Source organism: Candidatus Leptovillus gracilis (assembly GCA_016716065.1).
In the GTDB taxonomy this organism is placed as follows: Bacteria; Chloroflexota; Anaerolineae; order Promineifilales; family Promineifilaceae; genus Leptovillus; species Leptovillus gracilis.
Window position 1 is genome coordinate 285,153 of the sequence record JADJXA010000002.1, and the last position, 20,550, is coordinate 305,702.

At 59.7% G+C, this 20,550-nt stretch carries 17 protein-coding genes; 12 read left to right on the forward strand and 5 right to left on the reverse strand.

All coding sequences use genetic code 11. From position 1 onward, the window contains the following. Window positions 1-89 precede the first annotated feature (89 nt). Together IPM39_05555 and IPM39_05560 are read right to left on the reverse strand one after the other, a co-directional pair. On the reverse strand, window positions 90-1,856 hold the full coding sequence (locus IPM39_05555) for a universal stress protein (GenBank protein MBK8985536.1): 1,767 nt from the start codon (window positions 1,854-1,856) through the stop codon (window positions 90-92). 61 nt (window positions 1,857-1,917) lie between these two features. Beyond that, window positions 1,918-3,657, reverse strand: a complete 1,740-nt coding sequence (locus tag IPM39_05560; protein ID MBK8985537.1) for a universal stress protein — start codon at window positions 3,655-3,657, stop codon at window positions 1,918-1,920. Between the two features lie 370 nt (window positions 3,658-4,027). On the opposite strand from IPM39_05560, the gene hisG reads away from it, so the two are divergent. Together hisG and hisD are read left to right on the forward strand one after the other, a co-directional pair. Then, window positions 4,028-4,996 carry an ATP phosphoribosyltransferase gene (gene hisG, locus IPM39_05565; GenBank protein MBK8985538.1) on the forward strand — a complete coding sequence of 323 codons (969 nt, stop codon included), beginning with the start codon at window positions 4,028-4,030 and terminating at the stop codon, window positions 4,994-4,996. 135 nt (window positions 4,997-5,131) lie between these two features. Next, window positions 5,132-6,463 carry a histidinol dehydrogenase gene (gene hisD / locus IPM39_05570; protein MBK8985539.1) on the forward strand — a complete coding sequence of 444 codons (1,332 nt, stop codon included), beginning with the start codon at window positions 5,132-5,134 and terminating at the stop codon, window positions 6,461-6,463. Between the two features lie 20 nt (window positions 6,464-6,483). Here the strand turns inward: hisD and IPM39_05575 are convergent, their stop codons facing one another. Next, window positions 6,484-6,762 (reverse strand): Txe/YoeB family addiction module toxin, encoded by a 279-nt coding sequence (locus IPM39_05575; GenBank protein ID MBK8985540.1) that lies wholly within the window; start codon window positions 6,760-6,762, stop codon window positions 6,484-6,486. Next, a complete protein-coding gene (locus IPM39_05580; GenBank protein MBK8985541.1) occupies window positions 6,759-7,025 on the reverse strand; it encodes a type II toxin-antitoxin system prevent-host-death family antitoxin in 267 nt (88 codons plus the stop codon). Before IPM39_05580 ends, IPM39_05575 begins: the two co-directional genes overlap by 4 nt. A gap of 63 nt (window positions 7,026-7,088) precedes the next feature. Here IPM39_05580 and hisC point away from each other — a divergent pair, with 63 nt between their 5' ends. The 9 genes from hisC (at window position 7,089) to IPM39_05625 (ending at window position 14,413) form a co-directional block, all read left to right on the forward strand. Next, a complete protein-coding gene (hisC, locus tag IPM39_05585; GenBank protein ID MBK8985542.1) occupies window positions 7,089-8,252 on the forward strand; it encodes a histidinol-phosphate transaminase in 1,164 nt (387 codons plus the stop codon). 8 nt (window positions 8,253-8,260) lie between these two features. After that, window positions 8,261-9,622, forward strand: coding sequence for an imidazoleglycerol-phosphate dehydratase HisB (gene hisB / locus IPM39_05590; protein ID MBK8985543.1), 1,362 nt, complete (start codon window positions 8,261-8,263; stop codon window positions 9,620-9,622). After that, window positions 9,619-10,299: an imidazole glycerol phosphate synthase subunit HisH gene (gene hisH / locus IPM39_05595; GenBank protein MBK8985544.1), complete on the forward strand. Its 681-nt coding sequence runs from the start codon at window positions 9,619-9,621 to the stop codon at window positions 10,297-10,299. The genes hisB and hisH overlap by 4 nt, the downstream gene beginning before the upstream one ends. A 90-nt stretch (window positions 10,300-10,389) precedes the next feature. Further along, a complete protein-coding gene (gene hisA / locus IPM39_05600) occupies window positions 10,390-11,124 on the forward strand; it encodes a 1-(5-phosphoribosyl)-5-[(5-phosphoribosylamino)methylideneamino]imidazole-4-carboxamide isomerase (GenBank protein ID MBK8985545.1) in 735 nt (244 codons plus the stop codon). A gap of 149 nt (window positions 11,125-11,273) precedes the next feature. Further along, the gene (locus IPM39_05605) at window positions 11,274-11,963 is read left to right on the forward strand and encodes a noncanonical pyrimidine nucleotidase, YjjG family (GenBank protein ID MBK8985546.1); all 690 of its coding nucleotides are present in this window, start codon (window positions 11,274-11,276) and stop codon (window positions 11,961-11,963) included. 54 nt (window positions 11,964-12,017) lie between these two features. Then, a complete protein-coding gene (gene hisF, locus IPM39_05610) occupies window positions 12,018-12,833 on the forward strand; it encodes an imidazole glycerol phosphate synthase subunit HisF (GenBank protein MBK8985547.1) in 816 nt (271 codons plus the stop codon). Then, the gene (gene hisI, locus IPM39_05615; protein MBK8985548.1) at window positions 12,830-13,165 is read left to right on the forward strand and encodes a phosphoribosyl-AMP cyclohydrolase; all 336 of its coding nucleotides are present in this window, start codon (window positions 12,830-12,832) and stop codon (window positions 13,163-13,165) included. The genes hisF and hisI overlap by 4 nt, the downstream gene beginning before the upstream one ends. Before the next feature lie 73 nt (window positions 13,166-13,238). Continuing rightward, window positions 13,239-13,523 carry a phosphoribosyl-ATP diphosphatase gene (gene hisE / locus IPM39_05620; GenBank protein ID MBK8985549.1) on the forward strand — a complete coding sequence of 95 codons (285 nt, stop codon included), beginning with the start codon at window positions 13,239-13,241 and terminating at the stop codon, window positions 13,521-13,523. Window positions 13,524-13,537: 14 nt separating this feature from the next. Next, the gene (locus IPM39_05625; protein MBK8985550.1) at window positions 13,538-14,413 is read left to right on the forward strand and encodes a hypothetical protein; all 876 of its coding nucleotides are present in this window, start codon (window positions 13,538-13,540) and stop codon (window positions 14,411-14,413) included. Window position 14,414: 1 nt separating this feature from the next. Here the strand turns inward: IPM39_05625 and IPM39_05630 are convergent, their stop codons facing one another. Continuing rightward, complete coding sequence (locus IPM39_05630) at window positions 14,415-17,054, reverse strand: tetratricopeptide repeat protein (GenBank protein MBK8985551.1); 2,640 nt, start codon at window positions 17,052-17,054, stop codon at window positions 14,415-14,417. A gap of 619 nt (window positions 17,055-17,673) precedes the next feature. Between IPM39_05630 and IPM39_05635 the strand changes: the two genes are divergently transcribed. After that, window positions 17,674-20,538 (forward strand): DUF2723 domain-containing protein, encoded by a 2,865-nt coding sequence (locus IPM39_05635; GenBank protein ID MBK8985552.1) that lies wholly within the window; start codon window positions 17,674-17,676, stop codon window positions 20,536-20,538. Window positions 20,539-20,550 lie beyond the last annotated feature (12 nt).

Consider the following 20,550-nt stretch of genomic DNA (forward strand, 5'->3'; position numbering starts at 1 on the left):
CGGCGGATGAACACAGATTCTTGGGAGATTATCCGCGAAAATCAGATGTATCCGCGTTTTCCGCGTCCTATTCTCTCAGATTATAAACCTCAACGGCTGATCAGGATGGGTTCGGGAAATTCGCGCAGCATCCGGTCTACCAGGCTACCTAACATGATACGCCAAAATGGCTGGCGGCCAAATCCACCCATGATCAGCAAGTTGCATTGATGGGCAGCGGCCGTCGTCAGCAGCACCTCACCGGCGTTGTCGCTGTACTGCACCACAAATTCCGCTGTTACCCCGTGGTCGGCCAGGTATTGGCGGGCGCTGTCGGCCGTATCCGGCGTCACGCGCTCATTGACCACCACCACGACCACCAGCGAGAAACCATAACGCGCCGCGCGATAGGTGGCGATAAACAGCGCTTCCCTGGATTTGGGGCTGCCGTCATATGCCAGCAGCATCCGGTCCATGGGGCTGTGGGCTTCCAGCGGCACAGCCAGGATGGGCCGCGAGCAGCGCTGCAGCAGCGGCGTCAGGCCGGAGCGCAGTCGTCCGGCGGGGGTTTCGTCTGGCGGATGGCTCATGCCAAAGATGACCAAGTCGGCCCAGATGGAGCGGCGCAGCAAAGCGGCGGAAACCTGGCCCCAGTCTACGGCAAATTCGCAGCGCACGCCCGCCGCAGCACAGCGGGCCAGGAATTCGGTTTCCACCTGCCGGATATGCGCCGCTTGTTGGACTTGTTCTGCATCGGTCAATTCGTCGTCTGGCCGGGCAACCAGCACGCCCAGCAAACGGCCGTTATTGTGCGCCGCCACGGTCAGGGCATGGTCCAACGTCTGCCAGTGGTCTGGGTCGCCATCTACGGCCACCAGGATGTCGTTGAAAATGGCGCTGGGGACCATGGGTTCCAGCCGCTCTTCGCGCCAGATGCCCGGTCTTGGCCCCGCTTCCAACTCGTCGGGGATGACGGAATCCAGGATGCGACCGGCCACGCGGCTGAGGACCTTTTCTGGTTTGGGGCTTTTGTGGCCGACGAGACGGGTAACGGCCGTTTGCGCATCCATCTCCCAACCCAACTGCTCGGCCACTTCCCGGCGGTAATCGGCCAACAGAGCATACAAATCCGCCTCCGTGCGCCCCGGAAATTCCTTAAACAAACCGCGCTCATACAACAAGGCCACCACCGGCAAATACACCTCGTCGTACCAGTGCCCCACCGCTTCAGCGTAAGATACATCGCGCTGCCAATCCAGGCCCAGAAAATATTGATGGGCGTTAATGTGTTCCAGCAGCATACTGTAAAAGCCCGACCAGGTCATCCGCAAATCCGCGCCGGGGCGAATTTCGTCCAGGTCAGTTTTTTCCAGGAAATTGGCGTACCGCTCTTTCAGAATGATCGCTTCCGGGTCGTCGTCTGGGCTTAATGAGACACGGGTGCGTACTTCGGTGACGTAAGCATCTATGGTGTTATTGCCCAACTGGCGGGCCACAGACACGCGATGGTTGCCATCGCGCACAAAATAGGCGTCGCCCACTTTATAGACGGAGATAGGCGGCACGCCGGTCGGCGACATAAAAGCGGCCTTCACTTTCGCCCAGCGCTGCTGGTCGCTGTCTTTAACGGGCAAAAAGTCGCGGGTATAATCGCCCGACCGTCCCACACTGCCGACGATGGCAGCCAGCGGGATTTCTTGAATGCCCTGTTCGGCCAGACCGGTCATTTTGAGCTTTTTGCGCACGTCGTCGTAGGACAACAGGTCCACAGACTCGCCGCGCAGGCGGGCGACGGCCTGCTGCATCGCCGCCTGCCGCCGCGCCTGGCGGAAATCTTCAATCGCTAACCGGTAGTTGATAGACTCTTGTTGTTGCATAGGTAGCAGACGTTTTTTAGCGAGAGCTAGAGGTCTTACCTTCTAGCTCTCGCTCTACCTCCTAACGGCAAATAAGCATGGGATGGGGAAATTCGCGCAGCATGTAATCTACGGTGCTGCCTAGAACCATGTGCTGCATCGGCCGAAAGCCAAAGCCGCCCATGATGAGAAGATCGTTGTTGTGGCTGACGGCCGTTTCCAGCACAGCCTCGGCAATTGGTTTTTCACGCAAGATGTACTCCGCCGCTACATCGTATTCGGCCAGGTAGGTTTGCGCCGCCGTTAAAGCGGTGGGCGGGGTGAACGGCGTCTCTACCGTCAGCACCGTCAGCGCCGTGCGCCAGCGCAAGGCCAGATAAGCGGCCACAAACAGCGCTTCGTTGGCCTTGGGGCTGCCATCATAAGCCAGCAGCGCCCGCTTCATGGCCGAACCCCGGCCGCCTGGCACAACCAGCAGCGGCCGAGGGCTGCGTTGAATGAGAAAGGTGAAGCCAGAACCCAGGCGCACCAATGGTTTGTTACGCGGTGGGTTCATCAGGTTCACCACCACCAGGTCGGCATAGGCGGCGCGCTCGACGATGGTGCGGCTGATGCTGCCGGCGGCCACCACCAATTCGCCGCGCACGCCAACGTTTTCACAACGTTGGTCGAAGACCGTTTTGACATTGTTGGCGGCGGCGCTGTCTCGCTCCTCGTCGCTTTCGACGATGTGCAGGCCGAGCAGACGGCCGTTCTCCCGTCGGGCTACTTCCAGAGCCAGGTCTACCATGCGCCAATCTTCGCTGCTGCCGCGCACCGGGGCCAAAATTTGGGTGAACAGCCGTTTGTCGCTGCGCCGCGAAACTTGCTGCCGCCATCGGCCGGGTTCCGGGCCGTCTTCAAAGCCTTCCGGGCGCAGCACGTCTAGCAGCCGTTCGCCCAGGCCAGAGACCGGCCATTGCGAACCAGGGGAACGCATGGCAGCGAGGTCGGATACGGCCGTTTCTACGTCCACATCCCAGCCCAATACTTCTTCCAACTCGGCGCGCCGCTCCGACAGCAAAATGTATATGTCGGCTTCGGTGCGCTCCGGGAAGTTGCGCAGCACCCCCTGCTCGCGGATGAGGGCGATGATGGGCAGGTAGACCAGTTCATACCAGCCGGCCGCCGCCTCGTGAAAGGTAATGGGTTCGCCGCGCCGCTCCTGAATACGCCGCCGCTGCGTTTCAATTTGCGCCAGCAGCGCCCGATAATTCCCGGCAAATGTCATCGTCAAATCCGCGCCGGGGAACTGATTATCCAGATTGGTCTGCTCCAAAAAGTCCAGGTAGCGCGCTTTACAAATAATCTCGGTGGCATCGGCCCGGTCAGATAAAGGCACACGCGACTTCACGTCGGTGACGTGGGCGGTGATGGTGTCGCTGCCCAACTGCCGGGCCACGGAGACGCGGTGATTGCCGTCTATGACAAAATAGGCGTCGCCAACTTTGTACACATCTATGGGCGACATACCGTGCATATTGTTGACGGCCGTTTTCACCCGCACCCATCGCTCCACATCCTGGTCTGAACGGGGCATAAAACTGCGCGTAAAGTCCTGGTAACGCCCCACGCTGCCCACAATGGCATCCAGTGGAATTTCCTGCACGCCCAATTCCTCGCCGCCGGAGATTTTAAGCTGCTCACTGACCTGGTTATACGCCAACAAATCGGCCGATTTGCCCGTCACCCGCGCCAACAACTGCTGCAAAGCCGCCTCCCGCCGCGCCCGCCGAAAATCGCGTACCGCCGCTTCATGCCGCAAATCGCCTAATTGAGTCATAAGTGCATTCTCTAGCCTTAACTGTCAGGCACTTCTTATGTGCCGGAGGCCAAAGGATTATACACCGCCTCTGTTGACCATTCACTACCCGTATGTTACACTCCGCGCCGGTATGAAAACATTGGCAAACTTAACCCACGTAAGCGCTTTGGCATTTGGTCATCACGCCCACCATCATCGGCGGCGATTTTCGCATACTCTGGGTTAAAACAGCGCGTAATGGCGCGCTATCAGGTCGGTCACACAGCACCCTCCTCGGAACCCCGGGGAGGGTTTTTTTATGTTGCAGTCAGTTATGCAGTATCCAGTGTTCAGTGTTCAGTTAAGAACCGACTGAACACTGAACACAAATCACTACTCAGGAGGTCCCATGACCCGCACAGATATTCGTCTGGCGCTGCCCAGCAAGGGGGCGCTGCAAATTGAAGCGTTAGAGTTGATGGCCGACTGCGGTCTGAAGGTGTTCCGACCCAATCCGCGCCAATATAAGGCGACCATCCCCGCCTTGCCCGGCGTGTCGGTTCTGTTCCAACGGCCGGGCGACATCGTGGTTGGGGTGCGGCAGGGCAGCATTGATTTTGGCATCACCGGGCTGGACATCATCGCCGAGAAGGGCAACCTGAACGGCGACCGGCCCATCCTCACCCTCCACGAGTCGCTGGGTTTTGGCCCCTGCACGCTCAACCTGGCCGTACCGGAGCCGTCGCCGGTGTACACGATGGCCGATTTGCGGCAGTGGGCGGCGGAATTGGCGGCCGACGGCCGTTCCCTGCGCATCGCCACCAAATTCCCCCGCACTACCAGTCGCTTTCTCGACCGACACAACGTCACCGGTTACAAACTAATCGACGCCGAAGGCACGCTGGAAATTGCCCCGGACATCGGCTTCGCCGACCTGATCAGCGATTTGGTCTCGTCGGGCACGACGCTGCGGGATAACCATTTACGGCCGTTAACCGACGGCCTCATTCTGGAATCCCAGGCGGCGCTGATTGCCAACCGGGGAGCGTTGCAAAGCCGCCTCGAAGTACGCGGCGTCGCCCGGCAGATGCTGGAATACATCGAAGCCCACCTGCGCGCCCAGGGGTCGTACCTCATCATCGCCAATGTGCGCGGCGAATCGCCGCAAGCCATTTCGCGGCAGATGGCGGGACGACCGTTCATCGGCGGCCTGCAAGGCCCGACCATCGCCACCATCGTGCCGCCAACCGACTCGGCGGGAAACCTGGTACTCGGTGAGCATTGTCGTGGGCAAGGCCAACCTGGTCCCGGCCATCGCCGAACTGCGGGCCATCGGCGGCAGCGGCGTCATCGTCACGCCCATCACCTACATTTTTGAAGAAGAGCCAGAGCGGTATAAGGCCATGCTGGCAGCGTTGGAAGAAAATTAACCGCGGAGAACGCAGAGAGCGCGGAGGGAAGAAGAAAATCTCCGCGTCCTCCGCGCCCTCCGCGGTTCAAAAAAGAGGCAATCATGATCAAGGTTTTTTCGGTAGAAGAAGCACAAAAGACGATTTTGCGGCGGGAGATGGCGCTGGAGCCGGACGTACCGCCGGCGTTGCAGGCCAGTCTGGACCGTTTGTTTGGGCGTGGGGCGACGCCGGAAACGGCCGTGGCCCACATCCTCCGCGACGTGCGCCAGAAGGGCGACGCCGCCTTGCGCGATTGGACGCTGAAGATTGATGGCGTGCAGTTGGCCGGTTTGTCGGTTAGTCAATTTGATAGAGAGATGGGCGGCAAGCGCATCTCCACGTCGCTGTACGAAGCGTTAGGTCAGGCCGCCCACCGCATCCGCCGGTTCCACGAATTGCAGCCGCTGCCCAACTGGACCACCGACACGCTGGGCGGCCTGCTGGGCCAGCGCGTCACGCCGATTCAGCGAGTGGGCGTCTACGTGCCCGGCGGCACCGCGCCGCTGCCTTCCAGCCTGCTGATGGCCGTCATTCCGGCGCAAGTGGCCGGCGTGACCGAAATCGTCGTCGCCACGCCGCCGGGTAAGGATGGCAAAGTGGCCGACGTGATCCTGGCGGCGGCGCAAATTTGCGGCATCGAGACGATTTACACGTTGGGTGGAGCGCAAGCTATCGCGGCGCTGGCCTTTGGCACGGAAAGTGTGCGCCGCGTAGACAAAGTGGTGGGCGCGGGCGGGCTGTTTACCACGCTGGCGAAGCGGCAGGTGTATGGCATTGTGGGCATTGATGGCTTGTATGGGCCGACGGAAACGGCCGTTGTCGCCGACGATTCGGCCAATCCCGCCTGGGTAGCCGCCGATTTGCTGGCCCAGGCGGAACATGACGTGCTGGCAACGGCGATTTTGTTTACGCCATCGCGGGAATTGGCAACGGCCGTGCAAGTAGAAATCGGTCGGCAGATGGAACACCTCAGCCGCGCCAACATCATCGCCCAATCGCTCAACGGGCAGGGTGGCATCGTGCTCACCGCCAGCCTGGACGAAGCGTGCCAGCTTGCCAGCGATTTTGCCGCCGAACACACCTGCCTGGCCGTCGCCGACCCGGCGGCTTATGCAGGCAAAATCCCCAACGCTGGCGGCCTGTTCATTGGCGAACGCAGCTTTGAGGTGCTGGGCGATTACGTGGCTGGTCCGAGCCACGTCATGCCCACCAGCGGTACGGCCCGCTTTGCCTCACCGCTGAATGTGCTGGACTTTGTCAAAATCACCAGCCTCATCCAACTCGACGACGCCACCTCTGCCAGCCTCAGCCCCATCGCCGCCCAACTGGCCCACGCCGAAGGGCTGACCGCCCACGCGGGTGCGGCGGAGAAGCGGATGGAGATTAGAGATTAGAGATTGGCAATCTCCAATCTCTAATCTCCCATTTCGTAGTGGGATTTACAGGAGACAATTTCGACTTGTTCTTCGGCTGAGTACACAACATAAACCAGGCGGTGTTCATGCGACACGCGGCGCGACCAGACTTCGCGTTCAAAATATTTCAGCCGTTCTGGCTTGCCCAGACCCTGGCGCGGATCGTTGGCAATATCGCGTACCAGGTCGAAGCACTTCAAGTACAGTTGGCGGTCATGGCGACGAAACCAATCCAGGTCACTTTCGGCTTTGGGCAGGATGAGGATTTTCCAGGTCATGGCAGATCGGCGAACAGTTCATCGGGCGTTTTACCCTGGGTTTTGTTGGCGTCATGGGCGGCAAAGGAATCTACCAATGCTTTCAGGGAGGCTTTGTCGTTGAGCAGACGCACAGTTTCCTGGTACGCTTCCCATTCATCCAACGAAATGAGGACCACATTGCCTTGTTTATGGGTCATAATCACCCGGTCGTTGTCGTCTACAACCTGTTGGCGCAGTTCAAACAATCGTTTACGGGCTTCAGAAATTGTTAGAGCTTCCACTTCATCACCTTTTTGTACAGGATGTTGTACAATTTTAACATAGTTCAAGCAGGATAGAAAGCCATGAATCCAAGAGAATTTGTCAGGCCGGACGTGGCGGCGATGGAGGCATATACGCCGATTGTGCCGTTTGAGGTGTTGTCGCGGCGGCTGGGACGGGCGCCGGAGGAGATTGTGAAGCTGGACGCCAACGAGAACCCGTATGGGCCGTCGCCGCGGGCGCTGGCGGCGCTGGCGGCGGGCAAGTATTACCACATCTACCCGGACCCGGAGGCATTGGAACTGCGGGAGGCGTTGAGTGAGTACACGGCCGTTCCCCCCTCCTATCTCATGGCCGGCATGGGCGCAGATGAATTGATTGACCTGGTGCTGCGCGTGGTCCTTGCGCCGGGCGACGTGGTGGTAGACTGCCCGCCCAGCTTTGGCATGTATCCGTTTAGCACGGCCGTTAACAGCGGCCAATACGTCCCGGTGCGGCGGCAGGCCGATTTTAGCCTAGACGTGGCGGGCATCGAGCAGGCGGTAACGACCCACAAGGCCAAAATCCTCATCCTCTGCTCGCCCAACAACCCGGATGGCAGCACTATAGACGATGCCTCTCTGCGCCGCCTGCTGGCGCTGCCCGTGCTGGTGCTGCTGGACGAGGCGTATGTGGATTTTGTGGGGGAGGTTAACCGCGGAGAACGCGGAGAGCGCGGAGGGGAAAAAATCTCCGCGCCCTCCGCGCCCTCCGCGGTTCATCCTTCCCGATTGTCTTGGGTGACGGCGTATGAGAACCTGGCGGTTCTGCGGACGTTTAGCAAGCTGGCGGGGCTGGCAGGGCTGCGCGTGGGGTATGGCGCGTTCCCCAAATGGCTGCTGCCGCACATGTGGAAGATCAAGCAGCCGTATAACGTGAATGTGGCGGCTTCGCTGGCGGCGCTGGCTTCGCTGCAAGACCGGGAATGGCTGCGCGAGAAAGTGGCGCTGATTGTGCAGGAGCGGGAGCGGATGGTGATGGAGTTGGGGCGGTTTGATTGGTTACGGCCGTATCCCAGCCAGGCCAACTTTGTCCTCTTTCGCGTTTTAGGCCGAGATGCGCGACAATTGAAGCTGGACTTGGAGCAGCAGGGCGTCCTGGTACGCTACTTTAACAAACCCGGTCTGGATAACTGTATTCGCATCAGTGCGGGACGGCCGTCGGATACGGACCGGTTGGTGGCCGCGCTGTCAGAGATTGGAGATTAGAGATTGGTATGGGGCGAACAACAATGATTCACCGCCAGACTGGCGAAACCGACATCACGGTCACGCTTAATCTGGATGGCACAGGGCAGCACGAAATCAGCACGGGCATTGGGTTTTTGGACCATATGCTCACGGCCGTTGCCGTCCATGGCCTTTTTGATTTGCAGGTGCAGGCCACCGGCGATTTGCACATAGACAGCCATCACACCATCGAAGACGTGGGCATTGTTTTCGGACAGGTCCTCAACAATGCTTTAGGCGACCGCAAAGGCATCCAGCGCGTCGGCCATGCCTACGTGCCGATGGATGAGGCGCTGGCTTTTGTGGCCCTGGATTTTAGCGGACGGCCGTATACCATCTTCCAGGCGACGTGGGCGACACCAACCATCGGCCAGTTCCCTACCGATCTGGTGCAGCACTTTTTCGAGTCGGTAGCGGTGCATGGGCGGATGACCTTACACGCGAAGGTAGACGGCCGTAACGACCACCACAAAGCAGAAGCGCTGTTTAAGGCGCTGGCGCGGGCTTTGCGAACGGCCGTAGACTTTGATCCACGCCGGGCGGATGTGGCCAGTACGAAGGGAACCGGACCCCAGCCGGTCAGGCATTTTCTTGGGGATTTGGTTATGAAAATCGCACTAATTTCTGACATTCATGGAAACTTTGTGGCGTTAACGGCCGTTCTGGCGGCCATTGCCCAGGAAAAGTTCGACCAGATCGTTTGTCTGGGCGACGTGGTGGTGGGCGGACCACAGCCACGCGAGGTGTTGACGGCCGTACGCGCCCTATCCTGTCCGGTGGTCATGGGCAATACCGACGAATGGCTGCTGTCGCCCACGCCTTTCACCATCCGCAGCGAAGCGGACCAGATTTTGTACGATGTGGAATTGTGGGGCGCAGGCCAGCTTACCGGTGAGGACAAGGCGTTTGTGCGCACCTTCCAACCGACCATCGAGCTGGATTTGGGTTACGGCCGTTCCCTGCTTTGTTTCCACGGCTCCCCCCGGCACAACATGGAAGTCATCCGGGCAACCACGCTGGACGAAGAACTGGCCGAGAAACTGGGCGGTGTCCAGGCTGCGATTTTTGCCGGCGGGCACACCCACACCCCGCTGCTGCGCCGCTACGGCGACGGTTTTGTCCTCAATCCGGGCAGCGTTGGGCTGCCGTTTTACCGCGGAGCCGACGGCCGTTTCATCAATCCGGCGCGGGCGGAATATGCACTGGTAACGGTAGATAACGGCCGTCTCGACATCACCCTGCACCGCGTCGCCTACAACCTGGACGATTTGCGCACGGCCGTAACGCGCAGCGCCATGCCCCACCCCGACCACTTTCTGACCGATTGGGTCCCCGGAGAAAGCCAATGACTCAACCCATCACCGTGATTGACTACGGCGCCAGCAACATTCGCTCGGCGCAGAAAGCGTTTGAGTACATTGGCACGACCGTGATTTTGACCGAAGACCCAGAAGTGGTACGCCGCGCCGACAAACTGGTGCTGCCCGGCGTTGGGGCGTTTGGTTCCGGCATGGATGGTCTACGCCAGCGCAATTTACCGGCAGCCATCCACGAAGCTGTGCAGCGCGGTGTGCCCTTTCTGGGCATCTGCGTCGGGATGCAGCTTATGTTCAGTGAAGGCCACGAAATGGGCATCCACCAGGGATTGGACTTGATGGCCGGTAAAGTGGTGCGGTTCCCGGAAAAATTGTCAATGGTCAACGGTCAATGGTCAATGGTCAACGGCCCAATCCGAAATCCGAAATCCGAAATCCGAAATCTAAAGATTCCCCACATGGGTTGGAACCAGCTTGAGCCGGCCTGGGAAAACCCGCTGCTGGCGGGCGTGGAGATGGGCGATTACGCCTATTTTGTGCATTCGTATTATTGTGACGTGACGGAGGCAACGGCCGTACTTGCCTGGACCGATTATGGTTTGCCGTTTGCCTCGGTGGTTGCCAGGGACAATCTGTACGGCCTGCAATTCCACCCGGAAAAAAGCCAGAGCGTGGGGCTGAGAATTTTACGAAACTTCCTGAACATATGAGGAAAAGACTGAAGATTTAAGATTGAAGATCAGAGATTGGAACTGGCAATGCACTAATCTTCAATCTTTAATCTTCCCACTCGGAGAACTATGTCCTTCACCATCTACCCTGCCATTGACCTCAGAAACGGCCGTGTCGTCCGCCTCCAATTTGGCGACCCCAACAAACAAACCATCTTCAGCGATGACCCGGCAGCTATGGGGCGGCAGTGGATCGCCGCCGGGGCGGAATGGCTGCACGTCGTCAATCTGGATGGCGCGTTTGACGAAACAGGGGCAGCCAATTGGGCCGTGCTGGCTCAACTGACTCAACTGGGCGCGAACGTGCAGTTTGGTGGCGGCATTCGGGCGCTGCCCGACGTAGAGCGGGCGTTGAACGCCGGCGCAGTGCGCGTCATTTTGGGCACGGCCGCCATCGAAAATCCGGCGCTGGTCACGGAAGCCATCCGACAGTTTGGCGCGGACAAAGTTGTCGTGGGCATTGATGCGCGTGACGGCCGTGTCAAAACTCGCGGTTGGCTGCACGAAACGGCCGTATCCCCCACCCAACTCGGCCAACAAATGCGCGCCCTGGGTGTGCAAACCATCATCTACACCGACATCAGCCGCGATGGCGTGCTGACCGGCGTCAACGCCCAAGCCACCGCCGACCTGGCGCAGGCTACCGGACTACAAGTCATCGCCTCCGGCGGCGTGGCGGCGCTGGACGACATCACCCGCTGCGCTGCCCTGGCCGACCAGGGCGTGGTGGGCGTGATTACCGGGCGGGCGATTTATGACGGCCGTCTCGACCTCCATTCTGCTTTACAAGCCATCCAGCGGTAAACCGGGTTTATGCTACAATGACGATCAAAAAGGTGCGTGTGATGTTATCAATTCCCAGAAAATACATTACGGACACGGATGCCGTTTTCGTAGATTACATCGGAGCCAGAGGCGACATTTACAAATCTGGAGACTGAGGCAAACCACACGTGAACTATCAATGGTTACTCTTTGACGCGGATAACACACTTTTTGATTACGACAAAGCAGAAGCCACAGCCCTGGCAAACAGCTTCCACCAGTTTGGGCTGGATTTTGACCAGACGACGGGCGCACAGTACCGGACCATCAACGCCCAAATCTGGCACGATTACGAATTGGGCCACATCACTCAGCAAGCGCTGCGCGCCGAACGTTTCCGCCGGTTGTTTACGGCCGTTAACCTCCCCGTAGACGCCGAAGCCTTCAGCCGCCAATACCTCATCAACCTGGCCCAGGCCGGCCACTTGCTGGATGGGGCCGAAACGCTGCTGCGCCAGCTCGCCCAAACCCACCACATCGCCATCATCACCAATGGCATCGCCGACGTACAGCGCCCGCGCCTGGCCGCCTCGCCCATCCATGACCTGGTGGAAGCGTTGGTCATCTCCGAAGAAGTCGGCGTTGCCAAGCCGGACCCGGCCATTTTTGACGTGGCATTCGCCCGGATGGGCCAACCCGCCAAAGCCGACGTGTTGATGATTGGCGACAGCCTGAGTTCCGACATGCAGGGCGGGATCAACTATGGCATTGATACCTGCTGGTACAATCCGGCGGGCAAGCCAGGCAGCCTGCCGGTGACGTATGAGATTCGGGCGCTGGCCGACCTGGAAAACCTGTTAACCATCAACAGCCAATAGTAAACGGACAACGACCTTCAGGACGGAACACGGAACACGGAAAAGGAAGTAACCATGCTCGCCAAACGCATCATCCCCTGTTTAGACGTCAAAGACGGCCGTGTCGTCAAAGGCATCAACTTCGTGCAACTGCGCGACGCCGGCGACCCGGTGGAGCAGGCCAAAGTCTACGACGAAGCCGGAGCCGACGAACTGGTCTTTCTGGACATCACCGCCACCCACGAAGCCCGCGACACCGTGATTGAAATGGCGAAGGCGGTCGCCGAACAGGTCTTCATCCCCTTCACCGTCGGCGGCGGCATCCGCACCGTGGACGACATGCGCGCCCTGCTGCGCGCCGGCGCCGACAAAATCAGCATCAACTCCGCCGCCGTGCGCCACCCCGAACTCATCACCCAGGGCGCACAAGCCTTCGGCAGCCAGGCCATCGTCGTCGCCATAGACGCCCGCCGAATCAGTGACCAGTATTCAGTGACCAGTGAACAGTCCGGCGACAATCCGAAATCCGAAATCCGAAATCCGAAATGGGAAGTTTTCGTGTCCGGCGGCCGCACGCCCACCGGCCTGGACGCCGTGGAATGGGCGCAAGAAGTGGAACGGCGCGGCGCGGGCGAAATTTTGCTCACCAGCATGGATGGCGACGGGACGCAGGCGGGCTACGATTTGGAACTAACGCGGGCGATTGCCGAGGCGGTTAGCATCCCGGTGATTGCTTCCGGCGGCGCGGGCACGCTGGAACACTTCGCCCAGGCGCTCACCGAGGGCGGCGCAGACGCGGCGCTGGCCGCCTCGCTGTTCCACTACAAACAGCTCACCATCACCGAAGTCAAAGAATATCTATCCCAACAAGGCATCCCGGTGCGCCAATGACCTCCGAAATCCGAAATCCGAAATCCGAAATCAAATTTGATGAAAAGGGGTTGGTAACGGCCGTTATCCAAGACGCCACCACCCATCAGGTTCTCATGGTCGCCTGGATGAACGCCGAGAGCCTGCGCCTGACGCAAGAAACCGGCGAAACCCACTTCTGGAGCCGCAGCCGCCAGGAACTCTGGCACAAAGGGGCTACCTCCGGCGCCGTGCAGCGCGTCCGCGAAATCTGGCTGGACTGCGACGGTGACACCCTGCTCATCCTGGTGGACCCGGCCGGCCCCGCCTGCCACACCGGCGCGGTAAGCTGCTTTTTTACCCGACTGGCCTAAGACCTGACAGGTTTCAGAAAACCTGTCAGGTCTTGACTACTTAACTATTCGACTACCCGACAAAGGACTAACAATGACCGACTTTATTGACACCTTATTTGCCACCATCCAGGACCGCAAAACCAACCCCAAACCCGGTTCCTACACCAACAGCCTGTTCGACGCCGGTGAGGATGAAATTGTGAAAAAAGTGGGCGAAGAGGCGGTGGAAATCATTCTCGCCGTCAAGGGCCAGGGCAAAACGCGCATCGTTGAGGAAACGGCCGATCTCATCTATCACCTGCTTGTCATGCTGGCTGCCCACGACCTGGCCTGGGACGATGTGCGTGCCGAGTTGGAAAGACGCCACATGAATTAACACGAGGTATCATTATGACAAAACGAACCATCATTGTCCTGGTACTGTTCATTATGGTTGGCCGCGTCACCGCTCAGTCTGATGCCGTATCCCAGGCAGAGGTAAGCCCCAGAGCTTATTTGCCCATCGTGGTTGGCCCGCCGCAGTTTGCCTGCGCCACCAGTTCCACCAATCAGTATGCCAGCGGTCCGGTTTATCAATGGGATACCGACAATCCGGTGCGCCCAGCTTATGCCCATGCCGACAAGAATATTGAACTGCGCGGCTATGCGCCCAACACCGACCCTTCCCTGGCACGTGAATTGGTTGATTATGGCTCCGATGACCCCACGCAGCCGCCGCAGCTTGCCACGCTGTTCAGCCCGTATCAGGTCCCCGCTTTGGCCGAGTTTTATCAGGTGCATCATTGGAACTGGCTGCCCTCGCCCAATCCGGGCACGCGCAGTGGGCCAATTGGTGCGCCACCGGTTACGGCCGTTTCCTTCAGCCTGCCCCCCGGTCAAACGCTGCACGCCCCCATCTCCGGCTACGACATCGGCGGCGGCGCAGAAGTCGTCCTCCTCTTTGCCGACGCCGATACGGTGACCTTGCATTACACACGGGAAGACACGGCCGCCAGAGGCTACACCATCCACATAGACCACATCTGTACGGACCCTAACTTATTGAGCCTGTACAACGCTTTAGATGCGCTCGGCGGCCCTCGTTACCAATATCCGTCGGCTGGGTATCATCTGCCCACGCTGGCTGCCGGACAGGTTTTCGGCACAACCGGCGGCGGTAACATGGTGGTCGCCATTGCCGATACCGGCGCATTTCAGGACACCCGGTCTTGTAATGAGTGGTGGCAGATACGGCCGGGATACACCGGACAATGCCCACCCCATTAACTTAAGAAAAAATCCCTGTCTTTTTACGTCGCTTTTCAATGGCGGCCAGCAGGCGCTCTGTTTTGTCCAGCATCTCCTGGTCTTTCAGGCGCATGTACAACTGCTGCGCTCGTTGGGCAAAGGGCAGCGCCTTATCCCATTTTTCCTGGCGGAAAATGACCAACGCCTGGCGATAATTGGCGCGAGCAATCACCGGCGTATCACCGCTGCGAACGGCCAGCTTGAGGGCGCGGTCGGCGTGGCGCGACGCCTGCCACTGTTTGCCCATCAGGTTATAGGCGATGCTCATATTACTGGTTGCCCATGCTTCGCCCACCAGATCGTTTTGCTCTTTGGCCAAATCTATGGCCCCTTTGTAGAATTCAATAGACTGCTTGGGATCATTGCCATCACGAACCACGCTGCCCAGTTTGTTCAGACCATCGCCGACGGCCGTAAAATTCTCCGCCTGCCGCATCAAGGCCACATACTCTTCGTAGGCATCGTATGCCTGCTGGAGCAATTTGGTTTTGTGGTACCGTTCACCCAGGGCATAAAGCATCTCGGCAACGGCCGTCCAATCCTTCTCCTGGCGCGAAATCTTCAGATGTCTTTCAAAATAATTGATGGCGCGCGTTGGGTCGCCCCAGCGGTCATAGGCCTGGCCGATGCCTACCAGGGCCAGCTTGCCTTGCTGATGGTAGTTCAATTCGCGGGCCAGGATCAGCTGCCGTTTGTAAAAGCTGGCCGCTTTCATGTAGTCGCCCAGACGCATCGTTGCTTCGCCCAACTTGCCCAGCGTAGTCATCCGGCTGGACTGGGCGTTCATTTGCTGGGCCACCGCCAACGCGCTCTGGAAGAAAGACTCCGCTTTTTCGGTGTCGCCGGCATCCAGGTACAGGTCGCCTAAACGGCACAGGTTTTCGACTTCTTTACGGCCGTTCTTCGCCTCCTGCGCAATTTGCAGCGCCCGCTTATACAGTTCCACCGCCCGATCCATCTGCCCCAGCGAGTGGTACAGGTCGCCCAAATCGCCATACGCTTCGCCTTCGCCTACCCGGTCGCCCAATTGGTAAGAGATGTCCAACGACTGCTTAAATAGAGCCACCGCCTCTTTGGCCTCGCCATCTTCCAGATAGATGCGGCCCATATTGCTCAACACACTTTTTACCCGCACCTGATCGCCGATTTCTTTGGCAATCGCCAATGTTTCCTTATTCAAGGCTACGGCGCGGTCCACGCTGCCCAACTGCTGATACGTCAGCGCCAGGCTGTCCAGCGCCGCCGCTTCTTTGTAACGGTCGCCTAGCTCGCGGGCAATCGCCAACTGCTGCTCGTGGAAACGAATCGCCCGGCGGGCGTCGCCCAGGGCGCGAAAATCGCGCCCCAATTCACCTAAAGAGCGCGCCTGTTCGGCCCGGTCGCCAATTTCATAGGCAATAGACAACTGCTCCTCGTGAAATTCCACCGCCCGCTCAGTGAAGCCCATAGCCCGGTACGCCAGCCCCAAATTGCCCAGCCCGGTGCTTTCTAAAGTCAACGATTTTTCGGCGCGGGCGATCATGATGGCCTGCTCAAAATACATCACCGCCACATCCAATTTGCCGATGTCCAGGTAAGACATGCCCATGCTGTTGTAAGATTGCCCCAGAGCGACGCGCTCCAGGCGGGTTGTATCGCCGCTGAGCCGTTCCGAAGGCACATCGCCATCCACCACGCGGCGATACACGTCAATGAGGGCGTTTTCCAACACCTGCCAGTCGCGGTAGCGCTGTTCGGGGTTGACCATGAGGCAGTTGCGTAAAAAGAAGATGACTTCGCGGGGCAGTAAGCTGGGCGGCGCTTTGATGCTGCCGGACAGGTGGATGTCGCGGATTTCGTTTTTATCCTGGCCGTCGGCGGCAAAATGGCCGCTGAGCATCTCGTACAAAATGCAGCCCAGAGCGTAAATGTCGGCGCGGGCGTCTGTGGGCTGCTGCAACCATTGCTCTGGGGCCATGTACAGCGGCGTGCCCACCACGCCCTGGGTTAGTTGGGTGCGCAGCGAATATTCTCTGGCTTGGGGCAGGGTGGCGATTTCCGCGCCGACGCCGGTGAGGGTGCTGGCCAGGCCAAAATCGGTCACGCGGGCGATTTCATCGTGGCCGATGAGGACGTTTTCCGGTTTCAGGTCGCGGTGGACCAGGCCGGGGATGCGGCGGGTGGCGTATTTCATGCCGCGGGTGATGTGCAGGGCGAAGGTGAGGGCTTGCTGCAGGCGCAGGGGCCGGCCGGGCCGGAGCCAGGCGCGTAAAGAGGGATTGTCTTTGCCTTTGGGCTGCACAATCCATTCCAGCACCAGGTAAACTTCACGGCCGTCGCCGATGCGCTCTACCCGATGGGCGCGGACGATGTTGGGATGGCTGCCCAACTCGACCCACATTGTCCCTTCGCGCAAAAACAGGTCGCGGGCAATGCGGTGCGAGAGATATTCCGGTTTGAAGGTTTTCAGGGCAACCAGTTCGCTGGTTTGCTCGTCGCGGCATAAATAGACTAGTCCCATGCCGCCGGTTAACTGGCTGACCACTTCGTAACGGCCGGCAATCAGGGGGAGCTGACGGTCTTGCACGGCCGTCATCGCCAATTTCTGCTTTGTTCCTTTGGATTGGGTTAGTTCGTCCATTCGGGCAACCAGTTCCTTACCAGCCCAAGTATAACATTTTGTCAGCCTGTCCGCAGATATTTGTTGTGGGTCTTCAGGCAGTGAGGAATGGCCGCGGCGCGATTATTTGGGTTTCAGTGCTTACGTACTACTGACAAAAGTACAAAACCTGCGTATCATGAATGGTAATCCTGATGATTTAGCCTACAATAGCTCGATCCTCAAACAGTCAGACAACATTGCCGCAGCAAGGAAGAGAGCATGGGAGTTCTTAACTTTTTCGCCATCTTGTGTACAGGCGTTTCATTATTTGCCGGTGTGTTGGTATTGGCGTCTTGCGTTTTGTCTGCCCGAATCAGCCAGGCAGAAAACACCGCCACATCACGTGATGCCCTGGCCCATCCCCCGGTCTATTCTCCGGCATTTCGCCAACCTGATAAAACCTTTGTAAGTAAACCATCCTAGCAGGCCGAGCGGGGCCTGAAGCCCCTGGTAACTGTATTTGGTAATTCATAATGCGTATTCCGTATTCCGTGGGGCGCAAGCCCTGGAAAATGCCAACGGTATACGGACTACGGCTACCGGGTTGGTTTGCCGCGCCTGATACCCCTCTGGAAATGACCACGCTATAATCAGCCGCATGTGGTCTAACCGCCAACAACTGATTACCCGCTATACCCCTGGCCTGGTGGCCGGGCTTTTTGTCGGCCGTCTGCTGAGTGAAGGAACGGCCGTTTACTGGCGTTTGTCAGGCGCTGTCGGTTGGGCCTGCATGGTGACGGCCGTCACCATGCTTTTCTTCACCTGGTGGCTGCGCCGTTACCCGTTTGCCCAAACCTGGCCCTTGCTTCTGCTGTCTGGCTACCTGGTTTACCCCTTTCCTTCATTGGCGGCGGCCATTACCGCGATTACGGCCGTCGCCCTGGTCTGGCTGTGGGCACGGCCGTTAGCCATTCCTTTTCTGTCCACCGGGCGCGGGCAAACGGCCGTGCTGCTCACTGTCGGCCTCGGCTTTTTGCTGCTGTACAGCCGCACTCTGTCGCCCGACCTGCTGCCGGCCGACAACGGCGAATTTCAGCTAACCGCCGCCACGTTGGGCGTGGCCCATCCGCCTGGCTTCCCCCTGTACACCCTGCTGGCCCACCTGATGACCCGTCTGCCCTGGGGGGCCACGCCCGCTTACCGGGTGAATTTGCTTTCGGTTTTCACCAGTACGGCGGCGCTGCTGCTGGTGTGGACGGCCGTTCACCACCTGACGCGCAGCAAATGGGCGGCGCTGACGGCCGTACTTGCTCTGGGCACAGCCACCACGTTTTGGGCGCAGGCCACCACCGCCAACATCCGCAGCCTGACAGCCCTGTTTGCCGTCCTGGCCTTTTATGCGCTGCTGCGCTGGCAAACGGCCGTTAAAACCCAACCCAATCCCACAGCCGACCGTTGGCTGATTCTCTTTGCCCTGGCCCTGGGCTTTGGCCTGACCCATCACCTCTCCCTGGCCTTCATCAGCCTGATTTGCCTCACCTTCATCCCCATCGTGGACCCCGGTCTGCTGCGGACGCCGCGCCGCTGGCTGCGCCCCGTCCTGGCCGGGTTGTTGGGGCTGCTGCCGCTGCTCTACTTCCCGCTGCGCGCCAACTCCGGCGCGCCCGGCGCTGCGCCCAATCTGGCGACGCTGCCCGGCCTGGCTGCCCACGCGCTGGGGCTGGGCTTCAGCGGTGACTTTTTTGCCTACATCGCGCCGGGCATTTTGTGGGAGCGGCTGCGGGTGATGGGCAACGTGCTGACGTTTCAAATGTCGCCCTGGCTGCTGGCGGGCGCAGGGCTGGGGCTGACTCTGCTAATCTGGCGCAATCGGCCGTTGGCCTGGCTGCTGGGCGGTTCATTCGCCTTCCATCTGTTCATCACCGCCACTTACCGCGCCCCACAGACGGTCGAATACATGCTGCCCGCCTACGTGCCGCTGGCCCTTTGCCTGGGGCTTGCTGTCGGGTGGTTGGTTGATCCACAGATTTCCCAGATAGAAAAATCTGTGAAATCTGTGCACAACATCCTCGCCATTCTCGCGGTGGGGGTGTTGTTGACGGCCGTCTGGCAAACCATCCGCCATTACCCCAGCTACCAGATACTCCACCACACCACCTACGTCCGCGACGCGATGGAGCCGCTGCTGCAAAACGCGCCACCGGGCAGCATCATCCTGGCCGACTGGCACTGGGCGACGCCGCTGTGGTATTTGCAGGCGGTGGAAGGCCAGCGCCCGGACGTCACCGTAGAATTTGTCTATCCACGCACGGCCGATTATGGAGCCGATTGGGCCGGGCGGATTGCCGCCGAATGGGGCAGCGGCCGGGCGGTCATCGCCACCCATTACGACGAGATCGCTTATGCCAATCTGCCCACGCCGGAACCCAGCGGCAACGCCTTTTTGTTCCGCCACGAAGCCCGGCTGGAGCTGCCGCCAGAGTTCATGCCCCTGGACCTGGCTTTGGGTGACGCTGTTCAGATTGCCGGTTACGTCATCAACCACACGGCCGTCACCGTTGGGCAAGAGGCCATTCTCACCCTGGCCTGGCAGGCCACCGCCAACTTCCAACCACCTATTTCCCTGTTTGCCCACCTGGTAGGGTCAGACGGCCGTCTGTATGCCCAACAGGACGTAACGGTCACGCCGCAGCCAATCGGCCTCAGCCTGACCCAATTTCGCCTGACGCCGCGCCCCGGCGCGCAGCCGGGCGATTACGCCCTGTTGATTGGCGCCTATGGCGCGGAACCGTTGTTGACGGCCGTTGGCGACGCCCGCACGCCCATCGCTACGCTGCCGGTAACGGCCGTGCCGCGCCCACCCTTCAGCCAAAATCCAGTTCGCCACCCTCTGGCGAACGGGTCGCGCGTGTTGGTTGGCTACGATTGGGACAATACGCTGCCCGGCCAACCGCGCCTCTACCTGCATTGGCAGACAGAGGTGGGTTTTGTCAGCGAAACGGCCGTGTCCGGCGACAGCCTGCCCGATTTGTATGGCGCGTGGGGAATTTTGCGGCGCGGTTGGCTGCCTCCCGCCAATGCCGCGCAGCATTACGTGCCGTTGGGCCAGGGCATTGTCTGGACGGGAGGGCTGCTGCCGGCCGGTCCCTTTGCCGCCGGCGCGCCGCTGACGCTGCGGCAGGCGTTTGCCGCCAGCACGCCGGTCACCGCCGATTTGGTGGCGTCGGTGCGGTTGATTGGTTATGAGGCGGATGGCTTCTATTGGGCCTGGTGGGACCTGAGTGATGGCGTTCCGGCGCTGGGAGCCATCCCAACGTTGAAGTGGATTGCCGGTTCGCAGGTGAACGACCCGCACTTTGTCAGGGTAGACCTGGCGGCCGGCGACGGCCAGACCATCGGCGCGACAGTGCGCTTGTATGACGCCTTTACCGGCCGTCCTGTGCCCATTTTAGATGAGCGCATTACCGGCGAATTGCAGCTTCCCTGGATTCCGCTGGGGCAGACCCGCGTGCCGCCAGATTGACGCGCTGCCGGT